Origin of the sequence: Candidatus Ichthyocystis hellenicum (assembly GCF_001460935.1) — a bacterium.
Lineage (GTDB): Bacteria > Pseudomonadota > Gammaproteobacteria > Burkholderiales > 2013Ark19i > Ichthyocystis > Ichthyocystis hellenicum.
In genome coordinates this window covers 52,598-73,094 of record NZ_LN906597.1, presented here as the reverse complement: position 1 = coordinate 73,094, position 20,497 = coordinate 52,598, and the positions used below count along the sequence as shown (strand labels likewise).

The 20,497-nt window shown below is 39.2% G+C and carries 17 protein-coding genes; 6 read left to right on the top strand and 11 right to left on the bottom strand.

What is annotated here, in order from left to right; all coding sequences use genetic code 11:
- Nucleotides 1-466: 466 nt before the first annotated feature.
- The 5 genes from clpB to Arg41_RS00335 all read left to right on the top strand — a co-directional run bounded on the left by clpB (nucleotide 467) and on the right by Arg41_RS00335 (nucleotide 7,920).
- Nucleotides 467-3,076: an ATP-dependent chaperone ClpB gene (gene clpB / locus Arg41_RS00355; protein ID WP_092342475.1), complete on the top strand. Its 2,610-nt coding sequence runs from the start codon at nucleotides 467-469 to the stop codon at nucleotides 3,074-3,076.
- A gap of 129 nt (nucleotides 3,077-3,205) precedes the next feature.
- The gene (locus Arg41_RS00350) at nucleotides 3,206-4,162 is read left to right on the top strand and encodes a bifunctional riboflavin kinase/FAD synthetase (RefSeq protein WP_092342473.1); all 957 of its coding nucleotides are present in this window, start codon (nucleotides 3,206-3,208) and stop codon (nucleotides 4,160-4,162) included.
- Between the two features lie 45 nt (nucleotides 4,163-4,207).
- Nucleotides 4,208-7,012 (top strand): isoleucine--tRNA ligase, encoded by a 2,805-nt coding sequence (gene ileS, locus Arg41_RS00345; protein ID WP_092342471.1) that lies wholly within the window; start codon nucleotides 4,208-4,210, stop codon nucleotides 7,010-7,012.
- Complete coding sequence (gene lspA, locus Arg41_RS00340; RefSeq protein ID WP_092342469.1) at nucleotides 7,005-7,493, top strand: signal peptidase II; 489 nt, start codon at nucleotides 7,005-7,007, stop codon at nucleotides 7,491-7,493. The genes ileS and lspA overlap by 8 nt, the downstream gene beginning before the upstream one ends.
- Entirely contained in the window at nucleotides 7,480-7,920 is a 441-nt protein-coding gene (locus tag Arg41_RS00335) for an FKBP-type peptidyl-prolyl cis-trans isomerase (protein ID WP_092342467.1), read from the top strand. The genes lspA and Arg41_RS00335 overlap by 14 nt, the downstream gene beginning before the upstream one ends.
- A gap of 52 nt (nucleotides 7,921-7,972) precedes the next feature.
- On the opposite strand, the gene Arg41_RS00330 is transcribed toward Arg41_RS00335, so the two are convergent.
- The 11 genes from Arg41_RS00330 to rsxA all read right to left on the bottom strand — a co-directional run bounded on the left by Arg41_RS00330 (nucleotide 7,973) and on the right by rsxA (nucleotide 18,501).
- Nucleotides 7,973-10,102 (bottom strand): hypothetical protein, encoded by a 2,130-nt coding sequence (locus Arg41_RS00330; protein WP_092342465.1) that lies wholly within the window; start codon nucleotides 10,100-10,102, stop codon nucleotides 7,973-7,975.
- Nucleotides 10,103-10,239: 137 nt separating this feature from the next.
- Nucleotides 10,240-10,785, bottom strand: coding sequence for a hypothetical protein (locus Arg41_RS00325; RefSeq protein WP_092342463.1), 546 nt, complete (start codon nucleotides 10,783-10,785; stop codon nucleotides 10,240-10,242).
- A gap of 155 nt (nucleotides 10,786-10,940) precedes the next feature.
- Nucleotides 10,941-12,089, bottom strand: a complete 1,149-nt coding sequence (locus Arg41_RS00320) for a M14 family metallopeptidase (protein WP_157722192.1) — start codon at nucleotides 12,087-12,089, stop codon at nucleotides 10,941-10,943.
- 16 nt (nucleotides 12,090-12,105) lie between these two features.
- On the bottom strand, nucleotides 12,106-12,873 hold the full coding sequence (gene yaaA, locus Arg41_RS00315) for a peroxide stress protein YaaA (RefSeq protein ID WP_092342459.1): 768 nt from the start codon (nucleotides 12,871-12,873) through the stop codon (nucleotides 12,106-12,108).
- Nucleotides 12,874-12,903: 30 nt separating this feature from the next.
- Nucleotides 12,904-13,539: an endonuclease III gene (nth, locus tag Arg41_RS00310; protein WP_092342457.1), complete on the bottom strand. Its 636-nt coding sequence runs from the start codon at nucleotides 13,537-13,539 to the stop codon at nucleotides 12,904-12,906.
- The gene (gene rsxE / locus Arg41_RS00305) at nucleotides 13,536-14,168 is read right to left on the bottom strand and encodes an electron transport complex subunit RsxE (RefSeq protein WP_092342455.1); all 633 of its coding nucleotides are present in this window, start codon (nucleotides 14,166-14,168) and stop codon (nucleotides 13,536-13,538) included. The genes nth and rsxE overlap by 4 nt, the downstream gene beginning before the upstream one ends.
- The gene (locus tag Arg41_RS00300; RefSeq protein ID WP_242641356.1) at nucleotides 14,137-14,814 is read right to left on the bottom strand and encodes an RnfABCDGE type electron transport complex subunit G; all 678 of its coding nucleotides are present in this window, start codon (nucleotides 14,812-14,814) and stop codon (nucleotides 14,137-14,139) included. The genes rsxE and Arg41_RS00300 overlap by 32 nt, the downstream gene beginning before the upstream one ends.
- Nucleotides 14,811-15,815: an RnfABCDGE type electron transport complex subunit D gene (locus Arg41_RS00295; RefSeq protein WP_092342452.1), complete on the bottom strand. Its 1,005-nt coding sequence runs from the start codon at nucleotides 15,813-15,815 to the stop codon at nucleotides 14,811-14,813. Before Arg41_RS00295 ends, Arg41_RS00300 begins: the two co-directional genes overlap by 4 nt.
- Nucleotides 15,816-15,826: 11 nt before the next feature.
- Entirely contained in the window at nucleotides 15,827-17,356 is a 1,530-nt protein-coding gene (gene rsxC / locus Arg41_RS00290; protein WP_092342450.1) for an electron transport complex subunit RsxC, read from the bottom strand.
- A gap of 6 nt (nucleotides 17,357-17,362) precedes the next feature.
- A complete protein-coding gene (gene rsxB, locus Arg41_RS00285) occupies nucleotides 17,363-17,920 on the bottom strand; it encodes an electron transport complex subunit RsxB (protein ID WP_278183661.1) in 558 nt (185 codons plus the stop codon).
- Nucleotides 17,917-18,501 (bottom strand): electron transport complex subunit RsxA, encoded by a 585-nt coding sequence (gene rsxA, locus Arg41_RS00280; protein ID WP_092342448.1) that lies wholly within the window; start codon nucleotides 18,499-18,501, stop codon nucleotides 17,917-17,919. Before rsxA ends, rsxB begins: the two co-directional genes overlap by 4 nt.
- Before the next feature lie 150 nt (nucleotides 18,502-18,651).
- Here rsxA and lpdA point away from each other — a divergent pair, with 150 nt between their 5' ends.
- Nucleotides 18,652-20,379, top strand: coding sequence for a dihydrolipoyl dehydrogenase (gene lpdA / locus Arg41_RS00275; RefSeq protein WP_092342446.1), 1,728 nt, complete (start codon nucleotides 18,652-18,654; stop codon nucleotides 20,377-20,379).
- Nucleotides 20,380-20,497 lie beyond the last annotated feature (118 nt).

Below are 20,497 nucleotides of genomic sequence, written 5' to 3'. Positions count from 1 at the left end.
TGTAAAGTAGTTTTTCTGCCTTATATTAATATTATTTTCTAGCACTTTCTACTCAAGTTTATTCTCTATTTTTCTTTTTGTGGCATATTATTCTATTTCTATGTCATATTTATATTTCTTTTTCTTATTTTTGTCTCATGTATAATATGGACGATCCTAATTTGTAGGAAAATCTATAATAGTCTATTTTTAATAATTAATTTCATCAAATAAATGTTTAGTTGCATGTAACTTAAGACCAGCTTTGTAAATAATAGATTGATGGTTTTTAAACTTGGAATAGTTGTGATTAAATTTTTCAGATTCTAGTGGTTTCAAATTACGGTCATGTTGTTGACGATTTAACTTATTTTAAACAAAATGTGATTCAACTCGATTTGCTAATAAAAAAGAATTGATTTTTGGGAAAATAATATTATGTCTATAGATGTGTAGATTATTTTCCATATGATTAGAGAGGTATAAAATGCGAGCTGAACTTTTAACTTCACAATTCCGTGATGCTTTATCCGCTTCTGAGAGTCTTGCTGTTAGCAAGGATCATTCTTATATAGAACCACAGCATTTGCTTAGTGTTTTTTTATCTAATCCTCAAAGCTCTGTTGCTGTTTTGTTGCAGCGTTTTTCTTTATCTTTGAGTGACTGGCAGCAGCAAGTATGTAAGTTGGTGGATAATTTGCCTATAGTAACTGGACTACAGGGACAAATTAATGTATCAAAATCTTTATTAGGTCTTCTTAATATTTGTGAGAAGGAAGCACATAAGAGAGGTGATGAGTACATATCATCCGAGATGTTTATTTTGGCTTTGACCGAAGATAAAGGTCCAACGGGTGAGTTGCTCGCTAAGAATGGTGTTTCAAGACAAAAATTAGAGAAGTTTATTCAAGAGATTTCTCAACCAGGTTCTGTTTCTACTCAGGATGCAGAATCTCAGAGAGGTGCATTATCAAAGTATTCAATTGATTTAACTGAGTCTGCTCGTTTAGGAAAACTTGATCCGGTTATTGGTCGTGATGATGAAATTAGGCGTACGATCCAAGTTCTACAGCGACGAACAAAAAATAATCCAGTTTTGATAGGTGAACCTGGTGTTGGTAAAACAGCTATTGTTGAGGGACTTGCTCAGCGTATTGTTAATGCTGAGGTTCCTGATGGACTAAAGCATAAAAGATTGTTGTGCCTTGATTTGGCTTCTCTCTTAGCAGGGGCTAAATACCGTGGTGAATTTGAAGAGCGGTTAAAGAATGTTCTTAATGAAATTAAGAAGGATAATGGGCAGACTATTGTTTTTATCGATGAGATTCATACCCTGGTTGGGGCAGGAAAAACGGAAGGATCTATGGATGCCGGCAATATTTTGAAGCCCATGTTGGCTCGTGGAGAACTTCATTGTATTGGAGCAACAACTTTGGAGGAATATCGGCGCTATATTGAAAAAGATACGGCTCTTGAACGACGTTTCCAAAAAGTTTTGGTTCAAGAACCCAGTGTTGAGGATACCATTGCCATTTTACGTGGTTTGCAAGAAAAATACGAAGTTCACCACGCAGTTGAAATTACAGATCCAGCAATTGTTGCTGCTGCTGAGCTGTCACATCGGTATATAGGTGATCGTTTTTTACCTGACAAGGCCATAGATTTAATTGATGAAGCAGCATCGCGTATCAAGATGGAAATTGATTCTAAACCAGAAGTTATGGATAAACTTGACCGTAGACTAATTCAGTTAAAAATTGAGCGTGAATCGGTGAGACGTGAAAAAGACGAAGCTTCACAGAAACGGTTCCATAACATAGAGGAAGAGATATCACGTTTGGAGCTAGAGTATGCTGATTACGAAGAGATTTGGAAGAGAGAGAAACTAACTGTGGCTGGTGCTCACAGTATTCGTGAGCAAATTGAGCAGCTGCGTTCCGATATTGATCAAGCAAAGAGGCAAGGGCAGTGGCAGAAGGCTTCTGAGATTCAATATGGACGTCTCCCAGAGTTGGAGCGTCAGCTAAAAACTCTTGATGATAATCAATCTAACGCTGATGATACATTGACTTTGGTTAGAACTCAGGTCGGTGCCGAGGAAATTGCTGAAGTTGTTTCCCGTATGACAGGTATTCCTATATCACGAATGATGAAGGGGGAAAGAGAAAAATTATCTCATATGGAGGATGTTATTCATCGGCAGTTTGTAGGTCAAGATGAGGCAGTATCTAAGATTTCTTCTGCTATTCGTCGGTCACGTGCTGGTTTATCTGATCCCAATAGACCATATGGTTCTTTCTTGTTTTTAGGCCCAACTGGTGTTGGAAAGACCGAATTAACCAAGCAGTTAGCTGAATTTTTGTTTGACGACCGAGAGCAGCTAATTAGGCTGGATATGAGTGAGTTTATGGAGAAGCACGCCGTGTCTCTTCTCATTGGTGCTCCACCTGGGTACGTTGGCTATGAAGATGGAGGAGATTTAACAGAGGCTGTTCGGCGTAAGCCTTATTCTGTGGTTCTGTTTGATGAAATAGAAAAAGCTCATTCTGATGTTTTTAATTTATTGCTGCAAGTTCTGGATGAGGGTCATTTGACAGATAGGCAGGGCAGGGTTGTTGATTTTAGGCATACGGTTATAGTGATGACTTCAAATATAGGCAGTGATTTCTGGAATCAACAAGGATCTTCCGTGGCTGGTATTCGCAGTCAAGTAATGGATTTGGTGCGGAGTAATTTTCGTCCTGAGTTTTTGAATCGTATAGATGAAATTATACTTTTTGAGGGTTTGACGGAAAAAGATATGCGTCCAATTGCACAACTACAGTTGCGGCGGGTTATAGAGAGGCTAGAACGTCAGCAGATTTTAGCTAAAATAACTGATCGGGCAGTAGCCAAGATAATGCAATTTGGATTTGATTCTGTATATGGTGCTCGTCCCTTAAAGAGGGCTATCCAGCAGTGGATAGAGAATCCATTGTCTCTCCTACTTATAAAAGGGGAGATTGTTCCCAATAGTTCATTGACTATTGATTACTATGATGAGGAGTTTAAATTTGATTGCGAAAATAAACCTGAGGCTGAAGTTGAAGTTGCTTAAGGGGTAGGTTTAGCTGAGGCTGCTTAAAGTAGGTCTGTTTAATTAGGTTGGTTTTTGAGGTAACCTTACTTATACTTCCTTTTCGTGGGAGTAATCATTGGGCGTACATTTTTCACGAAATTGGAGGATATGTTGCTTGTTTATGTTGATGGCAGACACAAAATTAAGGTTCACCGCTGTCTTAATTCCGACCTATCTCAGCCTTTGGCCTTGACTATTGGTAATTTTGATGGAATTCACTTAGGTCATCAGTCTATGCTAGCTAGGCTGAGGGAGCGATCGCGGGAAAAGGGACTTCAGACGGCAGTTATGCTGTTTTACCCTCATCCGCGTTTTTTTTTCCAGCCCACTACTTTTAGAGAGGTGTGGACGCTGCGTGATAAGATCATTAACTTGGCCCGTTTGGGAATAGAGCACGTCTACATCGCCAGGTTCAATGAGGTGTTTTCCAATTATAGTGCCAGATTTTTTGTTGAAGAGATTATGATTAAGTCTCTTCATGTGAAATACTTAGTAGTAGGTAAAGATTTCTTGTTCGGTGCTAATCGTTGTGGCGAAACATCTCTCTTGCGCGAGTATTCTGACCTTGGATCATTCAATTTCGAGATTGTCCCTGATATTTTTGATGATGGCAAGCGTCTTTCTAGTACCATGTTGAGGACTGCTTTGTCAGCTCATGAGTTTGATCGAGTACACAGTTTACTTGGGTTTCCTTATCATATTTTCGACCGTGTTCGATATGGTCGCCAATTGGGTCGTCAGCTTGGTTTTCCAACGATAAATTTGCGCCCCTCAGTTAATTCAGTTTTACAGGGTACTTTTGTGGTTAAAGTTCATGGATTGGGAGACTCTCCTTTTCCCGGAGTGGGAAACATCGGGAGACGCCCAACTTTGTCATCTACTGACAATGTTGATTGGTTGGAGGTTCACCTGCTTGATTTTTCTGAAAATATATATGGTCGACGTGTTTTCGTTGAATTTTTGGCACACTTGCATGAAGAACGCCGTTATGCTTCTCATAATGAGCTAGCTCTCGGAATTAGGGATGACTGTGCCGCTGCTAGGTCTTATTTTAACAAAAGTTAGATTTTTTAAAAGTTAGATGTTAGATTTTTTTCTAAGGTTTTTAGTATGACTAAGAAGACTGATAAGTATCGCCACACTCTGAATTTGCCCGATACGCCTTTTCCTATGCGGGCCAATTTGGCAAAAAATGAGGTTATCTGGATAGATCTTCAAAAAAAGAACAAATTTTTTTCACGATTACGGGATAAAACCAAGAATTTTCCTTCATTTGTTTTGCATGATGGTCCGCCCTACGCCAATGGCGATATACACATGGGGCACGCAGTAAACAAAATCCTGAAGGATATTATAGTTCGGTACAAAGTTTTGACTGGGTTCAATGCTGTTTTAACTCCGGGATGGGATTGTCATGGTATGCCCATAGAAGTTCAAATTGAAAAGATTCATGGACGGCACTTGCCAACGGATAAGTTGTTCTCGTTGAGTAGGGATTATGCTAAGGATCAGATCAATATTCAGAAAAATGGTTTTATGCGCTTGGCCATTTTGGCTGATTGGGATAATCCGTACTTAACTATGGATTCTCGTGTGGAGGCTAATGAAGTTCGACTTATTGGAGAGTTATACGAGAATGGTTTATTAAAAAGGGGATTAAAACCAGTACATTGGTGTTTGGATTGTATGTCTGCTTTGGCAGAGGCTGAGGTTGAGTATGAAGATAAGATCTCACAATCGATAGATGTTGCTTTTGATGTTACTGTGTGGCCAGATGCAATCAAGGATATTTGTGCAAAATTCAATCAAGCTAGGGTTGTAATTTGGACAACTACTCCTTGGACCTTACCTTCAAATCAGGCAGTTTGTGTGCATCCAGATATGTGTTACGTGGTATTGAGAGCACCTGATGGATTTGTGATCGTAGCTGATGAGTTGTACCGTCAGTTTGTTTTGCGTTGTGGTTGGTCTGATGATGATGTTTTGGTTGAGATGAGGTTTTCTGGTTCAGACTTGAAAGGTATGCTACTTAGACACCCATTTTACGAACGTGAAGTTCCAATTTTGATGGGTAATCATGTTACTTCTGATTCTGGTACAGGGTTGGTTCATACTGCTCCAGCGCATGGTCTTCACGATTATCAGATTTGTCTTGATGAAGGAATAGATCCGCAGATTATAGTTAATGATGATGGTTGTTTTGACCCGTCGGTTGAAATTTTTTCTGGTGTGAACGTTCGCGATGCTGATCCGCTGGTTTTGGCTGTTCTTGAAAAAAGTAAAGCTTTACTTTCTTGTCATTCAATTGAACACAGCTATCCACATTGTTGGCGCCATAGAACTGCTACTATTTTTAGGGCAACTCCACAGTGGTTTATATGCTTGGATGATTCTTTGCCGGGTACAGATGATACTATTCGCTCCTTGTCTCTACGTGAAATAGATAAGGTTGAATTTTTTCCTGCCCGCGGAAGATCACGATTGAGGAGCATGATTTCTACCAGACCAGATTGGTGTCTATCTCGCCAAAGGCGCTGGGGTGTACCGCTGCCATTTTTTTTGCATCGTGCCACTGGAGAACCACATCCTCGTACTAAAGAATTTATTGAGAGAATTGCCGATATCATAGAAAAAAATGGTATTGAAGCTTGGTCCAGCATTTCTCCAGATGAGTGGCTGGATGGTGATGAGGTGCAGTTTTACTACAAATTGACAGATACTGTTGATGTTTGGTTCGATTCTGGTGTTACCCATAGCACTGTGCTCAGGGGATCTCATCGTGATTTATTGAGATATCCAGCTGATGTATATTTGGAAGGATCGGATCAGCACAGGGGTTGGTTTCATTCTGCTCTTTTGACATCCTGTGCTTTGGACGGAAAAAGTCCATATCGTCAGTTGATTACACACGGTTTCGTAGTAGATGCTTCTGGTTACAAAATGTCTAAATCTCGTGGTAACGTTATTTCTCCGCATTCTATTGTAGAGGACAAGGGAGCTGATATTTTGCGCTTATGGATTGCCTCTACTGACTATACTCGAGAGATGTCTCTATCAGAAACTATTATTGGCAATGTTGTTGATGTGTATCGTCGTATTAGGAATACCGTAAGATTTTTGTTAGCAAATACTAGAGATTGTGATTACAGCAAAGATGTACTTCCTATTGGTCAGTTGTTAGAGTTGGACCGGTATATGCTGCTTGTACTAAGGGATGCCGTTTGCGGTATCCGTGATTCTTATGAACGCTATGATTTTTCTGCTGTAGTAAGGGCGATTTATCAATTATGTAGCGAGGATTTGGGTGCGTTTTATCTTGATGTCTTGAAAGATAGGCTATATTCATCTGCTTTGACTTCATCTGCTCGTCGGTCTGCACAAACGGTATTGCATCATATTATTCGTTCTTTGTTGTCCGTTTGTGCTCCGATTATTTGTTTTACGGCTGATGAGGCTTGGCAGTATCTTAACAATGATGATTCGGACTATGTTCTTTTACATGGTTGGTGCGATGTTCCTTCTGTACCCGATGCGGATGTACTCCGTATGAGGTGGGATATGGTTAGAGATATTCGCGCCGAAATTATGAGAGCACTAGAAGTTGTGCGTGAACGGGATAAGCTTGGATCATCTTGGGAATCTAGTGTTGTCATTACTGCAGGTGGGTATAGCTATGATCAACTATTATTGATAGGTAATGATCTTCGTTTTGTGCTGATGGTGGCTTCAGTGAAGATTTTTCAATCAGAGGTTGATGGCATTAGTAATATTGAGGTTGAATCTGCTGTTGGTGAGAAGTGTATTCGGTGTTGGCATGTATGTGAAGAAGTTAATGTTTCTGAGGAGTTTCCGGGTATTTGCGAACGATGTTTGGGTAATATAAAGGGCAAGGAAGAGGGACGTAGTTATGCATAGATTAAGAATTAATGCATATATTCGTTGGGTGTTGATTTTTTCTTCCGTTATTAGCTTAGATCAGTTGTCTAAGCTTTGGGCTATCAGATCTCTTATGTTTTATCACCCTATTTATGTTAATAAATATATGAATTGGAATTTGGTGTTTAACTATGGTGCTGCATTTGGTTTCATGAATCATCAGAATGGGTGGCAAAGCTATCTGTTTGTTGCTATTACATTTTTAATAAGCACGTTTTTTTGCATTCTTATCTACCGTGGTTATTTGCGTAGTTGGGGGGCTGATGCTGCTTTTTTAATTATCGCTGGTGGTTTAAGTAATGCTGTTGATCGCATGTATAGAGGAGCTGTATTAGATTTCGTGCAGTGGCATTTTCATCAGTGGGCATGGCCCTCTTTCAACTTAGCTGATGCTGCTATTACGCTTGGGGTTATTTTGCTAATTTCCTACAATCAGTGGGGATCTTGTGATCGCAATTGAGGAAGGAAGTTTTGTTACTCTTTTTTATCAAATTAGGGTTGACAGAACATCAGAGGTGATTTTTGATACTTTTTCTTTGACTCCGGCTACATTGCTGGTCGGTGGAGGTACATTGAATTATTTTTTTGAGAATTGCTTATTTGGTCTTTTTGCTGGAGATAAGAGGGAATTTTTGCTTTCTCCCGCTGAATCATTTGGGCATCGCCGGGATGATTTGCTGAAAACTATAAATAGAAACTTAATTGATAATGGTAATATTTGTAACGGACAATGTGTGCATTTTGAGAATAATGGAATGTCGTTTGCTGGTATTGTTAGATCTGTGTCTGATGATAGTGTTTTGGTTGACTTTAATCATCCCTTGGCGGGGGAAGATATTAGGTTCTCGGTTCACATAGTAGAGGTTATGGGAAAAATCAGCACCTAAGCTAACTTGGTTGGTGGTACCCTGGTCGAGGGTATGTGTATTACCACAGTATTTACTGGCTTAGTTGGGTTTTCAGTAGTTGTTTTTTGCACAGTTCTTTTATTTTCAACCACCTGAGGTTGATGATGTTTGCAATGAACTTTTTGGATGTATCCATACACTGTTTGGAGTCAAGCCAGACTAAGTTGTTTCCAGCAATTACGGGTGAGTCTCTCAGAATTAAATATATTCTGCCGGTGTATTGAGAGCATATTATCTCAAGAAGATAAAAAAAGTCCTTACTGAATTTATTGATGGCAGCTTCGATGTTATCCTCACCGCAGCAGGATTCTAGCGTTACTTCGTCTAGCATTACTTCGAATAAATAATTCAAATTTTTATCACTAAGGACCATCTCTCCTATCTTATCCTTGGCAATTTTTACTTTATGTGCAGATATTCTGGATATGAAAAAATCATCACATAACTCAGTAAAGAATAATTTTCTTACTGTGTGTATGTTTTGCTTTACTACATCGACTAACTCTTCAACAATTATTTTAGGATTTTTAGTTAATATTTCTACATACAATTTTATGATTTTGTTGCAAACATCATTATTAGTGAATATATCGTACTTTTCTAGAGATGAGCATAAAATTGCTTCTAGTTGATCATATACCTGAGGGGTAAAAATTTTGCCCCATATTCCATTTTGTTTTATTAACTTTGATTTTTTATATGTACTTAGCATTTTTATCAAGAAGGAATCTGCTTTATCTATTTTACATAATGCATTGGTGTTTATAGACACGTTTATGTCATCTAAATACGATTCTAGGGAAGCACTAATACATTTTCCAACAACTGTTACCATTTCTTCTTCTGTTAGTACATTAGTAGAAGAGCTAATGATCGAGTAATCAATTTCATATTTTTCTATATTGTCAGTAATATTTATTACTGCATTGATACAGGAAGTTGATAACATCTCGTTAGAAAAGATGTAGTCCTCTTTGGGTACCGATGGTTGTAAATTTGAATCGGTTTCAGTTGTATTGCTAGGTACATTTGTGCATAAATATTTTTCATGCGATCTTTTTTTTGAACTAATTGTTGAAGATGTACTCTCATTGGCATGCTCTGATAACTCAGGAAACCCAGATGCCATCTTTCTTTTTATTTCTTTTTTTGTGTTTATGGCATTTTCTCTCCTGAAACAACAAAAAATCAAATACTTTTCCTCTGGCAGCATTGATCTTTCTGATTTGCCATCGAAAATTTTAGCTTTTCCCAGTGTTTCCTTGATATTATTGGAATAATTATTTGAAAAATTTGATAGATGATCTAAAAAAACCTCATCTGATCCTAGGTCTACCATAGAGAGCATGTTTTTTGTAGGGGAAGATTTCGTACAATTTTTTGAGAAGTGATTTTTTAATCTATATGTAGCCTCTTTTATGCTTTCTTGTAATTCTGTAAGCAATTTTTTTCTAAAAAAATTGATTTTTTCTGCAGTATTGCTATCAATTTTAGCACCGTAGTAGGTATGAAAAGTGACTTCAGAATTTGTTGAACTATCTTCAGAGGTTATTTCATCGTATTGTATTTCTGGAAAATTTACGACACTAATAGTATTACTAATTTTATTATAGTTCAGTTTATCTTCCTGAGGAGATGAATCTGGTTTTGCTTTATTTTTTATTATACAAATATCGCAATTTATTTTTTGTTGATCTTGTTTATGCTGTTTTATTGCAACTCCTTGTTCTTGTAGTTCGTAACTTTCACAAAGCATGTTTTCCCATGGGTGGTTGTTAGTTTGATCTGTATCAAAATCTGTATATTTTTCTGTACTGATAAATTCTGCTGATCCTCCATTATCATCATTGAAGATTTCACTGAGATCTTTGATACGAGCGCTGTTTTCAAGTGTACCAGCACATGGTTCCTGTTGTTTTTGTTGTTCTAATTGGCATGGCCCTGTTTCTTTGTCATGTGAGCATTCGTCATCATATGTTACATTTCCCCACAAATAAGTCTCATCTATATTTTTTAGCGCACTAACGTCCTCTGATATAATATCTTGATTTGCATAATTTTGGTCACAGTTTTGCTGATTATCTATTTGCAATTCTTCATTTAATAGTTGCGCGTTAAATATCTGATTTCCTAGTCCTAGGTAGATATTACTATGACTCATATGCCGCTCCCAAAACCCATATTCTTGTGATGTTACATTATATGTAAGCTATATTTTTGATAATTTTTTTTGCAAAAATATAATTTTTTTATGACACGTTAACTTAGATACACTGCGTGAGCATATCTCTATATTTATCACATGTCGAATGTTTTAATGATGTTAAATTTTTTTTTAATAATTATTTTCAGAACTGGCGGTACATTTACCGCTACTGCATATCTGGAGTATTTCCAAACACCTAAGTCAAACCAGCTATTGCCGCAATATATAAATTGGTTGTTGCCATATTTTTCGGCCAAATATTTTCCTTTTTTTGATCCGATTAAGTGTATTTTTTCATTGGAGGCGTGGTAATCATCAAATATTTTTATGTGATTAAAAATTTTTTCTACGTAGTTGCTTTGTGATGCACTGGCTAAAATTAGCTTATGTCCATCAATTTTTTTTTTTACTAGCCAGCTAATCAATTCCTCGTTATACCTTAAACCTGAAGGATCTATGGTCACTGAATTGGATAATTTATACTTAAATGAAGTATATCCATGAATAATGTTAAGTGAGATGAGAGCCTGTTCTTTCCATGGTAGATACATCAACCTGGAAAGTGCAATTTTGCCTAAATCTTCGGCTATCAGTGTGCCATCAAGGTCTACACAGATGGTTTTAGGAATTAAACACATAAATTTGTTTTACCGTATCCTATAAGTTCGGTAGCATGTGATTACAGGTCATTTTTCATAGTGCGTTGGTTAAAAAGTATTTCCAATATAATAACTATCAAGTACAGTACATATGTTAACACCAACAAGTAAAACTTATTCCAGCAGGTTTATCATTATTTAAGTGGATTTTTTAAGTAGGCTAGTAGCCCATCAATCCACTCTTTACCCAGACCAATGCTTTTTTTCGCAGTCCATCCAGTTTGATCATTTCTATTAGGGGTGTGATACTTAAACGGCATTTCAAGAGTTATTGCCGGGCAAGAAAATGTTTCTTGTACGTAGCCACGAGCCATAGACATTATCTCTTCTTTAGGATAGTGTCCTGGAGCATAACCAACACTATACTGAAAATCAGTACATTGTTTTTCCAAGCTCTTCAGTAGATGATGTTCCCTTTCAGTCATTATTTCTGTTGCATTGTTTCCTTCTGAATTTTCTAAGCAAGGATCAGTGAATACATAGGGAATGGATTCATCACCGTGTACATCAAAAAAACAGTCTACGCCTATTTCATGCATGTGATTTCTTACGCACAGTACTTCTGGAGAACCATCAGAACTGGGATTTAGCCACTCACGGTTAAGATTTTTACCTGCTGAATTAGTGCGAAGATTTCCATTAACGCTTCCATCTGGGTTCATATTAGGTACTAGATAAAAAGAACATAACTTACACAACTCGGAAGATGATCCATCAGTTGGATCTAATAGTCTCTGAATAAATCCCTCCATGAAGAATTCTGCCATGGTTTCTCCTGGATGCTGGCGTGCTATTAACCACATCTTTTTTTTCCCGCTGTTATTTGTATCATCTACAATTATGGCAGAAATAGGCCTATTTTCTTTAGTAGTTCCCCATGTTTCAACACGAGCAATTCCAGAGGTAGAGGCTAGATTAATAAGCTCTAAGTGTCTGTCCCAGGTGTAAGGTTCGAAGTAACTTACGTAAAAGAAATCTGTTTGTGAAGTGTATGGAATGCAAAAATCATCTTCATCAGTGTGACATTTTACTCTTGTCCAATTTTTGAAGTCTGTTGATACAAAAACATTGTAATCATGAAAGCCATCGGTATAAGTAGTTTCCAGATAATTGCATAATCGAATTAGATAGTTTTGATTTCTTTTTCCTACAACCTTGAAACAAAACCACTGACGAAATTCCGATGCTGTGTCGCAACGAATATTTAATCTCATATTAAGTGGTTCAGAAATTTCAAGAACTTCAATTGCTCCTGAATCAAAATTACTTTCAACTTTTATCATTAATGTATCCCTTAGTCTAAACTGATATGTGTCTGCGAAATATCCATCTTGTATCGTCTGATTCATCAGGACAGAATTGGTAGCCATCCTCATTGAACAGTTTTAGGGTACATGGACGTGTGATCCTATTTTTTACCGCGTAACTGGCCATCATCCCCCGTGCTTTTTTAGCATAAAAACTAATTACTTTGTATGTTCCTTTTGACCAATCCTGAAAAATGGGGCTAATCATTTTTATGTTACGAGAGCTAATTAAGCGTGAATACTCATTTGAGGCAAGGTTTATCACAACTTTTGATGATATTGCGGATAAATCATCCTTAATGTCAGATTCAGCTAGATCTCCCCAGAAACTATACAGATCATACGGTGGTTGCGGAAATTTGGTTTTCATTTCGAGGCGATATGGACGGATACAATCCAGTGGCCTTAAAACTCCGTAAAGCCCAGACAAAAGACGAACACTTTTTTGCATCCAGTCGTAGTTTTCATGCGGAATGCCGTATACATCAAATCCTTCATACACGTCTCCAGAATACGTGAAAATTGCAGGGCGGCTATTTTCAACTGAATGATTAATATCCCACTCTTTGTATCGTTTATAGTTGAGGTCGGTCAATTTTTCAGATAGCGACATTATTTCCTGAAATTTATTTACGGATAGGGTCGATATCATCTTTACTAGCTTGAGCGAGGCATCTAAATGGCGCGGCAGTGATTCTTCTACTTTATTGTATGGTTCATCCAAATTTAATGTTTTGGACGTAGACAGAATAATTAACATAAGAAAATCCGTTGAATCTATAGAGGTATATTAACCGAAGTTTTTACACTGGTGTTCACATAAATCTTGTATGATGCACTCCCGGCACAAGGGTTTTTTGGCCATACAAGTGTATCTTCCATGAAGTACGAGCCAGTGATGGGCATTTTTTCTGTACCTTTGCGGTACTAGTTTGTGCAAATTTCGATCAACCTCCATAACCGTTTTTCCAGAAGCTATTCCGGTTCTTGTAGATACCCTAAACACGTGGGTATCTACAGGGATAACAGGATGGTCAAAGAGGGTATTTAGAATTACTAATGCTGTTTTTCTTCCTATTCCAGGAAGATTTATCAGGTCATCGTATTTGTCTGGTACATTTTCTCCGTAGTATTCGATAATTTTTTCCGAAGTTTTAATAATATTTTTCGCTTTGTTCTTGTAGAGTCCAATGGAGTGAATAAGTTCCGACAGTGCTTCTTCCCCAAGAGCCACCATGTCATGAGGAGAAGGAGCTATTTCGAAAAGCTTTGTTGTGGCTTTATTTACACTTTTGTCTGTTGCTTGAGCGGACAAAATTACTGCTACCATGAGTTGGTAGGCACCGTTATACGATAATTCTGTTGTGGGATTAGGGTTGGACTTTTGGAAACGATCGAAAATTTTAGTTCTTTGGGTGGGATTCATGATTGTTCTCGGCGAAGCCATTTGTACGCTGCTACCATTAAACTAAGACCTAAAAATGCTCCGGAGGGTAGTTTGGCCAGTATAAATCCAGGGTAGTTAGCAGGTAGTACTGACAGGGGATGACAGTTGGGAATTATCCATTCTATTCCCTGTCCCAGGGTACCGTTCCCTATAATTTCTCTTATTCCACCTAGGATTGTTAGTCCTAATGCGCCTCCTATTCCCATCATGAATCCATCAAATGCTCCTTTTAAAAAGGAGTTTCGGTAGGCAAATCCTTCTATTCTTGCAAGTACGATGCAATTTGTTACGATAAGAGGGACGTAAATTCCTATAATGCCGTAAAGGCGATGATAATAGGCGTTCCAAGACAGATCTACGGCTGTAACTAAAGATGCAACAATCAGCATAAACATAGGAATTCTGACATTCTTAGGTATCAACCCGCGTAATGCTGATACCGCGCCACTGGATATAGTCATCACTATCACGGTTGCAATTCCAAGACTGGCTCCATTGATAATGGTTGTTGATACTGCTAAAAGGGGGCACATTCCCAAAAGCTGTACTATTGCTGGGTTATGTGACCATAATCCCTTATAAGCTATCTCTGATAGTTTTGGTTCCACTGTGCTGCATTCCTTTTTTAGGGTAAAAGAAGTTATCACGGTTACTATTGTAGTATTTCAATGCCTTTGATACTGCTTTGATGAGTGCTCTTGGGCTTATGGTGGCACCTGCCATGTATCCAAATGTTCCACCATCTTTTTTTACTTTCCAATTTTGTTGCGATGATGATGAAAACGATCGTTGTTGAAACTGACGAATCCACTGGTATGAAAAAGCCCCGTGTTTCCCATCTATATAATCTCCCAGGCCAGGTGTTTCCTTATGTGATAATACTCGTATTCCAATGATTTTTCCCGAGTACTCAATTGCTATCATTGCGTTTATAGGGCCACCGTATCCGTCAGGAGCCCTGATTGAGAACACAACGGCATTAGGCTTGTTATGATAAAATATGGGGTAGACAGTTTGGGGTATTTTCGTTCCTAGCTCTTCAGTTGCTGGTTTTTGGTAGGAGTTTCGAATAGGGTCGCCATCACTGGCTATGCCTTGTGTTAGATCATGTAGGAGAGTTCTAGTCTCGTATTGTGCGTTGCTATGTATTTTGGATTTTGTATGTTCATACACGCTTGCCATTATCAAGGTGAATACAATACTGAATCCAACCATTTTGGTCACAGTTGAGATAGTGTTGTGCAGTCTACTCATTTGGTATTTCTGCCAAAAACAGGAGGTTGAGTGTATTTGTCGATAATTGGAACGCATGAGTTCATCAAAATTACCGCGAAAGCAATACCATCTGGGTAACCACCAAAATGGCGAATCAAGAAAGTAAGTAGTGCTGTTCCAATAGAGAATAAAATTTTTCCCCGCGGTGTTGTGGCTCCTGAAACTGGGTCTGTAATGATAAACCAGGCTGTTAACATGGTTCCTCCAGCCAATAGTTCCGATGTTATTCCTATAAATTTGTTTGGTAATACAGTATGTCCGATGAGACTTAACAGCGACATAGTTGCCAGAAATGTGACTGGCGAGTGCCATGTTATTATACGTCGGAATAAAAGCAGTGATCCGCCGACAAGATATGAAAGAGAAACCCATTCGTATCCCGGGGTTCCCCATTTGCCGAAATTATGTGGCGATAGACTTATCATCTTGTCAATAGCTATCATTTTCGATGTTAATCCGGTTCTTATGGTGTCTAGTACTGTGCTTTGAGTGATTCCAGCTAGGGGGAGTTTTTGATAAATAATAAGTGACCAAGCCTCCGACCACGATAGTTTTGCGTCAATGGATTGCCACTGACTCATGAATTGAGGGTAGCACAGCAGGCATACCGCGTATGCCATTACTGCAGGATTGAAAATATTATGTCCCAATCCTCCGTAAATGTGTTTGGTGATGATAATTGCTACTACGCTGGCTATCACCAGTAGCCACCAAGGAGATATAGTAGGAAACGAAAGGGCGATAAGCCAGGCTGTGACCAATGATGATCCATCTTTTAGGAAAGGAAGGATTGGTCTAGTGCGTAATGTTAAACTTATAAGCTCTGCTATCAAACAACTCATTGTACAGATGGATATGCTGATGAATATGGCTGGACCGAATAGGTAATAGTAGAGAAGTACACTTGGGATAAGTGCCAGCAGTACTTCTATCATAATACCTGATACTGAGCGATTGGTTCTAATGAACGGAGAAAACATTAGCTTTTGTCCTAAGAAGATGTTTGTGGCGGATTGTTACGAGATTTTTCGCGATTGGCTATTTTCTCTTTTCTTTTCTTGGCAGCCTCAATTATGATCGCTCTTTTTTCCTCGTCGGATGCTTGTGAACGAATTTTGTTTTGTTCGGAAAGTCTCTTGATCTTATTTTCCTCTAGAAGTTGTTGGCGTTGTTTACGCGATTCGAAGCGTTCCTTTGAATCAGTGGCTAGATTTTTTTCAATCTGCTGCGATTTTATCTCATCCTTAGCATATTGGTAGTATTGTACAAGTGGTATGTTGCTGGGGCAAACGTAGCTGCAGCAGCCGCATTCAATGCAGTCAAACAGATGATACTCCTGAGCTTTTTCTAACAGATGTCCCTTTGTGAACCAGTATAATTCGTGTGGTTGTAGTTTTGCTGGGCATACTGGCGCGCACGCACCGCATCTGATGCATGGCATTTCTTTTTGCGGTTCATTCCAGTCCTGTGCTGGTATTAGAATACAGTTGGTTGATTTTACGACGGGACTGCTTAGATCATTTACGTAAAATCCCATCAGTGGACCGCCAATTATTACATTTTGGCAGTTTAATGTATCGTCATGGTATTTCAATAGTTCTTGTATGGGTGTTCCCAGCCGTACGCGGTAATTTTTTCCGTGGGACACGTTTCCTGAAAGTGTGACTATGCGTTCTGTTAGTGGTCTACCATTGACTAGGGCGTTGTAAATGGCCAGCAAAGTGGCAACATTGAAGCATTGGAATCCGTAGTCAGTGGTGTGTTTTCCATGTGGTATTTCTACATTTGTCAGGCATTTTATTAGCTGTTTTGCTCCTCCGGTAGGGTATTTAGTCGGGGTGATGATGATTTTAACTGATGATGACAGCTCATCTTGTGCTTGCTTTAATTTTTTGATGGCTTCTTGTTTGTTGTCCTCTATTCCCAAAATCAGTGTTTTTGCCTCCAGTAACTGAGCAACGATATGAGCTCCTAGTATAATTTCAACGGCTTTTTCTCGCATCAGTAAATCATCGCACGTTATGTATGGTTCACATTCAGCTCCGTTAATTATGAGGGTATGAATTTTAGATTTCATTTTTATGTGAGAGGGGAAAATACCACCACCCAGTCCTACTATACCCATACGTTGAAGGTGGCTACGTACTTCGTGTAGCGGGCGATTTTTCCATGCCAAAGGCTGTGGGTCGGCGCTATCGTCTTTTCCATCACTGTCAATGATTATGCATAGTGCGGGTAAATTGGAGTGATGAGCAATGATGTGCTTCTCGATAGATTTTATGGTTCCAGACGTGCTGGCATGTACTCCAACCGATAAATCTTTTCCTGAGTAGCCGATTAAATCTTCTCTTTTTACGACTTGTCCTTCGCGTACAATTGGTCGGCATGGAGCACCGACGTGTTGCTGCAATGGGATTATAAATTTTTGCACCGGAGGAAGATCTGAAATAGGCTGACAATTTGACTCAAGTTTGTGGTCAAGGAGAAACAGCCCCCCGAAAAAGTCGAACGGTGGTCTCATATCTCATCACTTCCTCGAATATATTGGCACTATCGGGTACTTGCGCTTCCATTGACCCAAGCTATCTTCTGTTGAGATCATTTCAATGCAATCCACAGGGCATGGGGCGATGCATAGCTCGCAACCGGTGCAATACTCTTTGATAACGGTGTGATTCTGTTTTGCGGCTCCTACTATAGCATCAACAGGGCATGCTTGTATGCAAAGTGTGCAGCCGATGCACGTAAATTCATCGATAACAGCCACAGATTTGGGTTTGTTCTGACCATGCGATTCATTGAGTTTCTTTACATCTTTGTTTAGTAACTCGGCTAACTTTCTAATACCATCGTCGCCACCAGGTGGGCATTGATTTATATCTGCTTTTCCGGCTGCGATGGCTTCTGCATAGGGTCTGCAACCGGGGTAGCCGCACTGACCACACTGAGTTTGGGGTAAAATATCATCAATTTCGTCAACAAGGGAATTGTCCTTCTTTTTTATTGCCAACTGGGTTAGCATTAGTAACGCTGATAGCACTCCTACCAGTCCTGCCATTATCAGGATTGAGGTGATAATGGTCATGTTATTTTCACCAGTCCTGCAAATCCGCTAAATGCAATTCCCAGTAGCCCAGCGGTCATGAGTGCTATGGAGTTACCACGAAAAATGTTTGGTACATCCGCAGCCTCTATTCTTTCTCTCATACTACTGAATATAAGAAGTACCAAGGTGAATCCTATTGAATTACCAAATCCGAATATTAGGGATTCAACCAAATTGTGATTAGTCCCACTGTTAAGCAGAGGTATTCCAAGCACTGCGCAGTTTGTCGTTATTAATGGCAAATATATTCCAAGAACTCGATGTAAAATTGGGCTAACGACTTGAATTATTTGTTCTGTGAGTTGTACTACACCCGCTATTACTACTATGAACGATAGGGTGCGCAAGAATTCAACATGATATGGGATGAGGAGATAATGATCTATCATGTAAGAAGTGCCACAGCCAATTGTTAGCACGAAGCTTGTGGCTGCTCCCATTCCAACTGCACTGTCCCACTTTTTAGACAGGCCAAGAAATGGGCACAATCCCAGTATTTGACTTAGTATAACGTTGTCTACCAAGACAGTTTCTATAAGAAGTGATAAATTATGTGACACAGATTTTTCCCGAGAGTAGCTAGTCCTAAAATATGGACCATTCCGAATTATTTCATGATTATTACCTTAGTGGGAATGGAGTTTGATCATCAATGATATGCCTCTTGGGGAGTTATTTTACCTGGTTATGCTAATTGTTATGAGGTTCTAATGAAGAAATCCCTCAATGTGGTAGTTCCTGATCTAAGTGGTCCTTCTAAGGCTTGTGTTATTGAATGTTTGTTATCACCTGGTGATAGGGTAAAATCGGGTGATACGTTGTTGGTTTTGGAAATAGATAAAGCAGCTGTCGAGGTACCATCTCCATCTTCGGGTTGTATCGATAAATATCTTGTTTCTGTTGGAGATGAGGTATCCATTGGTCAGACTGTTGTTACTATTTTTTCAGATCAAGAGTTTGCTGACCAACATCAGGAAAAAGATTCGTTTGTTGCTACTCAGAGGAATATTTCGGTCAATTTGGTTCAAGATGCTAAGGATGATGTTTTTGACCTTTTGGTTATTGGTGCTGGTCCTGGAGGATATTGTGCTGCTTTTCGTGCCGCTGACGAGGGGTTGCGGGTTTTGTTAGTTGACAGGAGACCAACTTTAGGTGGGGTTTGCTTGAATGTAGGTTGCATTCCATCAAAGGCTTTATTGCATGTTGCACGTTGTTTGGAAGAGGCGAAAGAAGCGGAGTCATTTGGGGTTTCGTGGGGTGATCCTTCAATTGATTTGGAAAAATTGAGGCACTGGAAAGACGATGTTGTTGAAAAATTAAGCAGCGGTCTTGCTAAGATGGCAGTAGCTAGGAATGTTACTTTCATCCAAGGTGATGCTAAATTTTGTGATGATAATCATGTCATTATTCATAAGGACGGTGCTACGTTACGGTATGCTTTTAAATTTGCGTTGATTGCCACTGGGTCTGAGCCGGTGAAATTGCCATTTTTTCCTGATGATCCCCGTATTTGGTACTCTACTGATGCTCTGTCCTTATCAACTATTCCCAATAAGATGTTAATCATAGGTGGGGGGGGCATAGGTCTTGAGATGGCGACCGTTTATAGTGCTTTGGGATCAAGAGTTTCTATAGTTGAGTCACAGGACAATTTGTTGAATATGTTAGACGATGATCTGAGGAAGGTGTGGTGGAGTACTAATCAACGACGTTTTTCTGATGTGTTTTTGCAATCTAAGGTTAAAGGTGCCAGTGTATCTTCTGAGGGTGTGTTGGTTAATTTTGAAGGCCCGCAGGGTGGTTTTTCTCATACATATGATATTGTTCTGGTTTGTGTCGGGCGTAGGGTCTCTGCGGAGCACCTAAATTTGCCTAATCTAGTTTGTGATCAAAAAGGTTATATTGTTGTCGATGATCAGATGCGTACTAGCTACGGGAACATCTACGCAATTGGTGATATCGTTGGTGAGCCTATGTTAGCCCATAAATCTACTCATCAGGCTCATGTTGTTTCAGAGTCGATTTTGGGTAATCCGGTTTCATTTGATGCTTATCAGGTTCCTTTTGTGGTCTATTCTGATCCAGAGATAGCTTGGACTGGTCTTACTGAGGCTCGCTGTCGTCATGATGGTCGTGAGATTGAGCTTGGCTCTTTTCCGTGGGCATCTTCTGGCCGTGCTATTAGTCAACAACGTACGGATGGTATGACTAAGTTGATTTTTGACAAGAAAACAAAACGCATAATTGGTGCTGGTGTGGTAGGTGTGCACGCGGGAGATTTGTTGGGTGAATTGTGTTTAGCCATTGAGATGGGGGCAGAGGCAGTTGATTTGGCTCGTACTATACATCCTCATCCTACATTATGCGAATCAGTTGGTCTTGCTGCTGAGGTGGCCCTGGGTATTTGTGCTGATACTTTGCCATCTTCGCGCAGATAGTTGTTTTTTATAACAACTGTTAGGTAAATTATTTCGATAGTTCTATGCAAGTGTTGAGTTTCTCCTGAGGGAGGGGTCCTGGTTTGGAATCAAAGTTAGGCGGGTTGCAGTGTGGCCA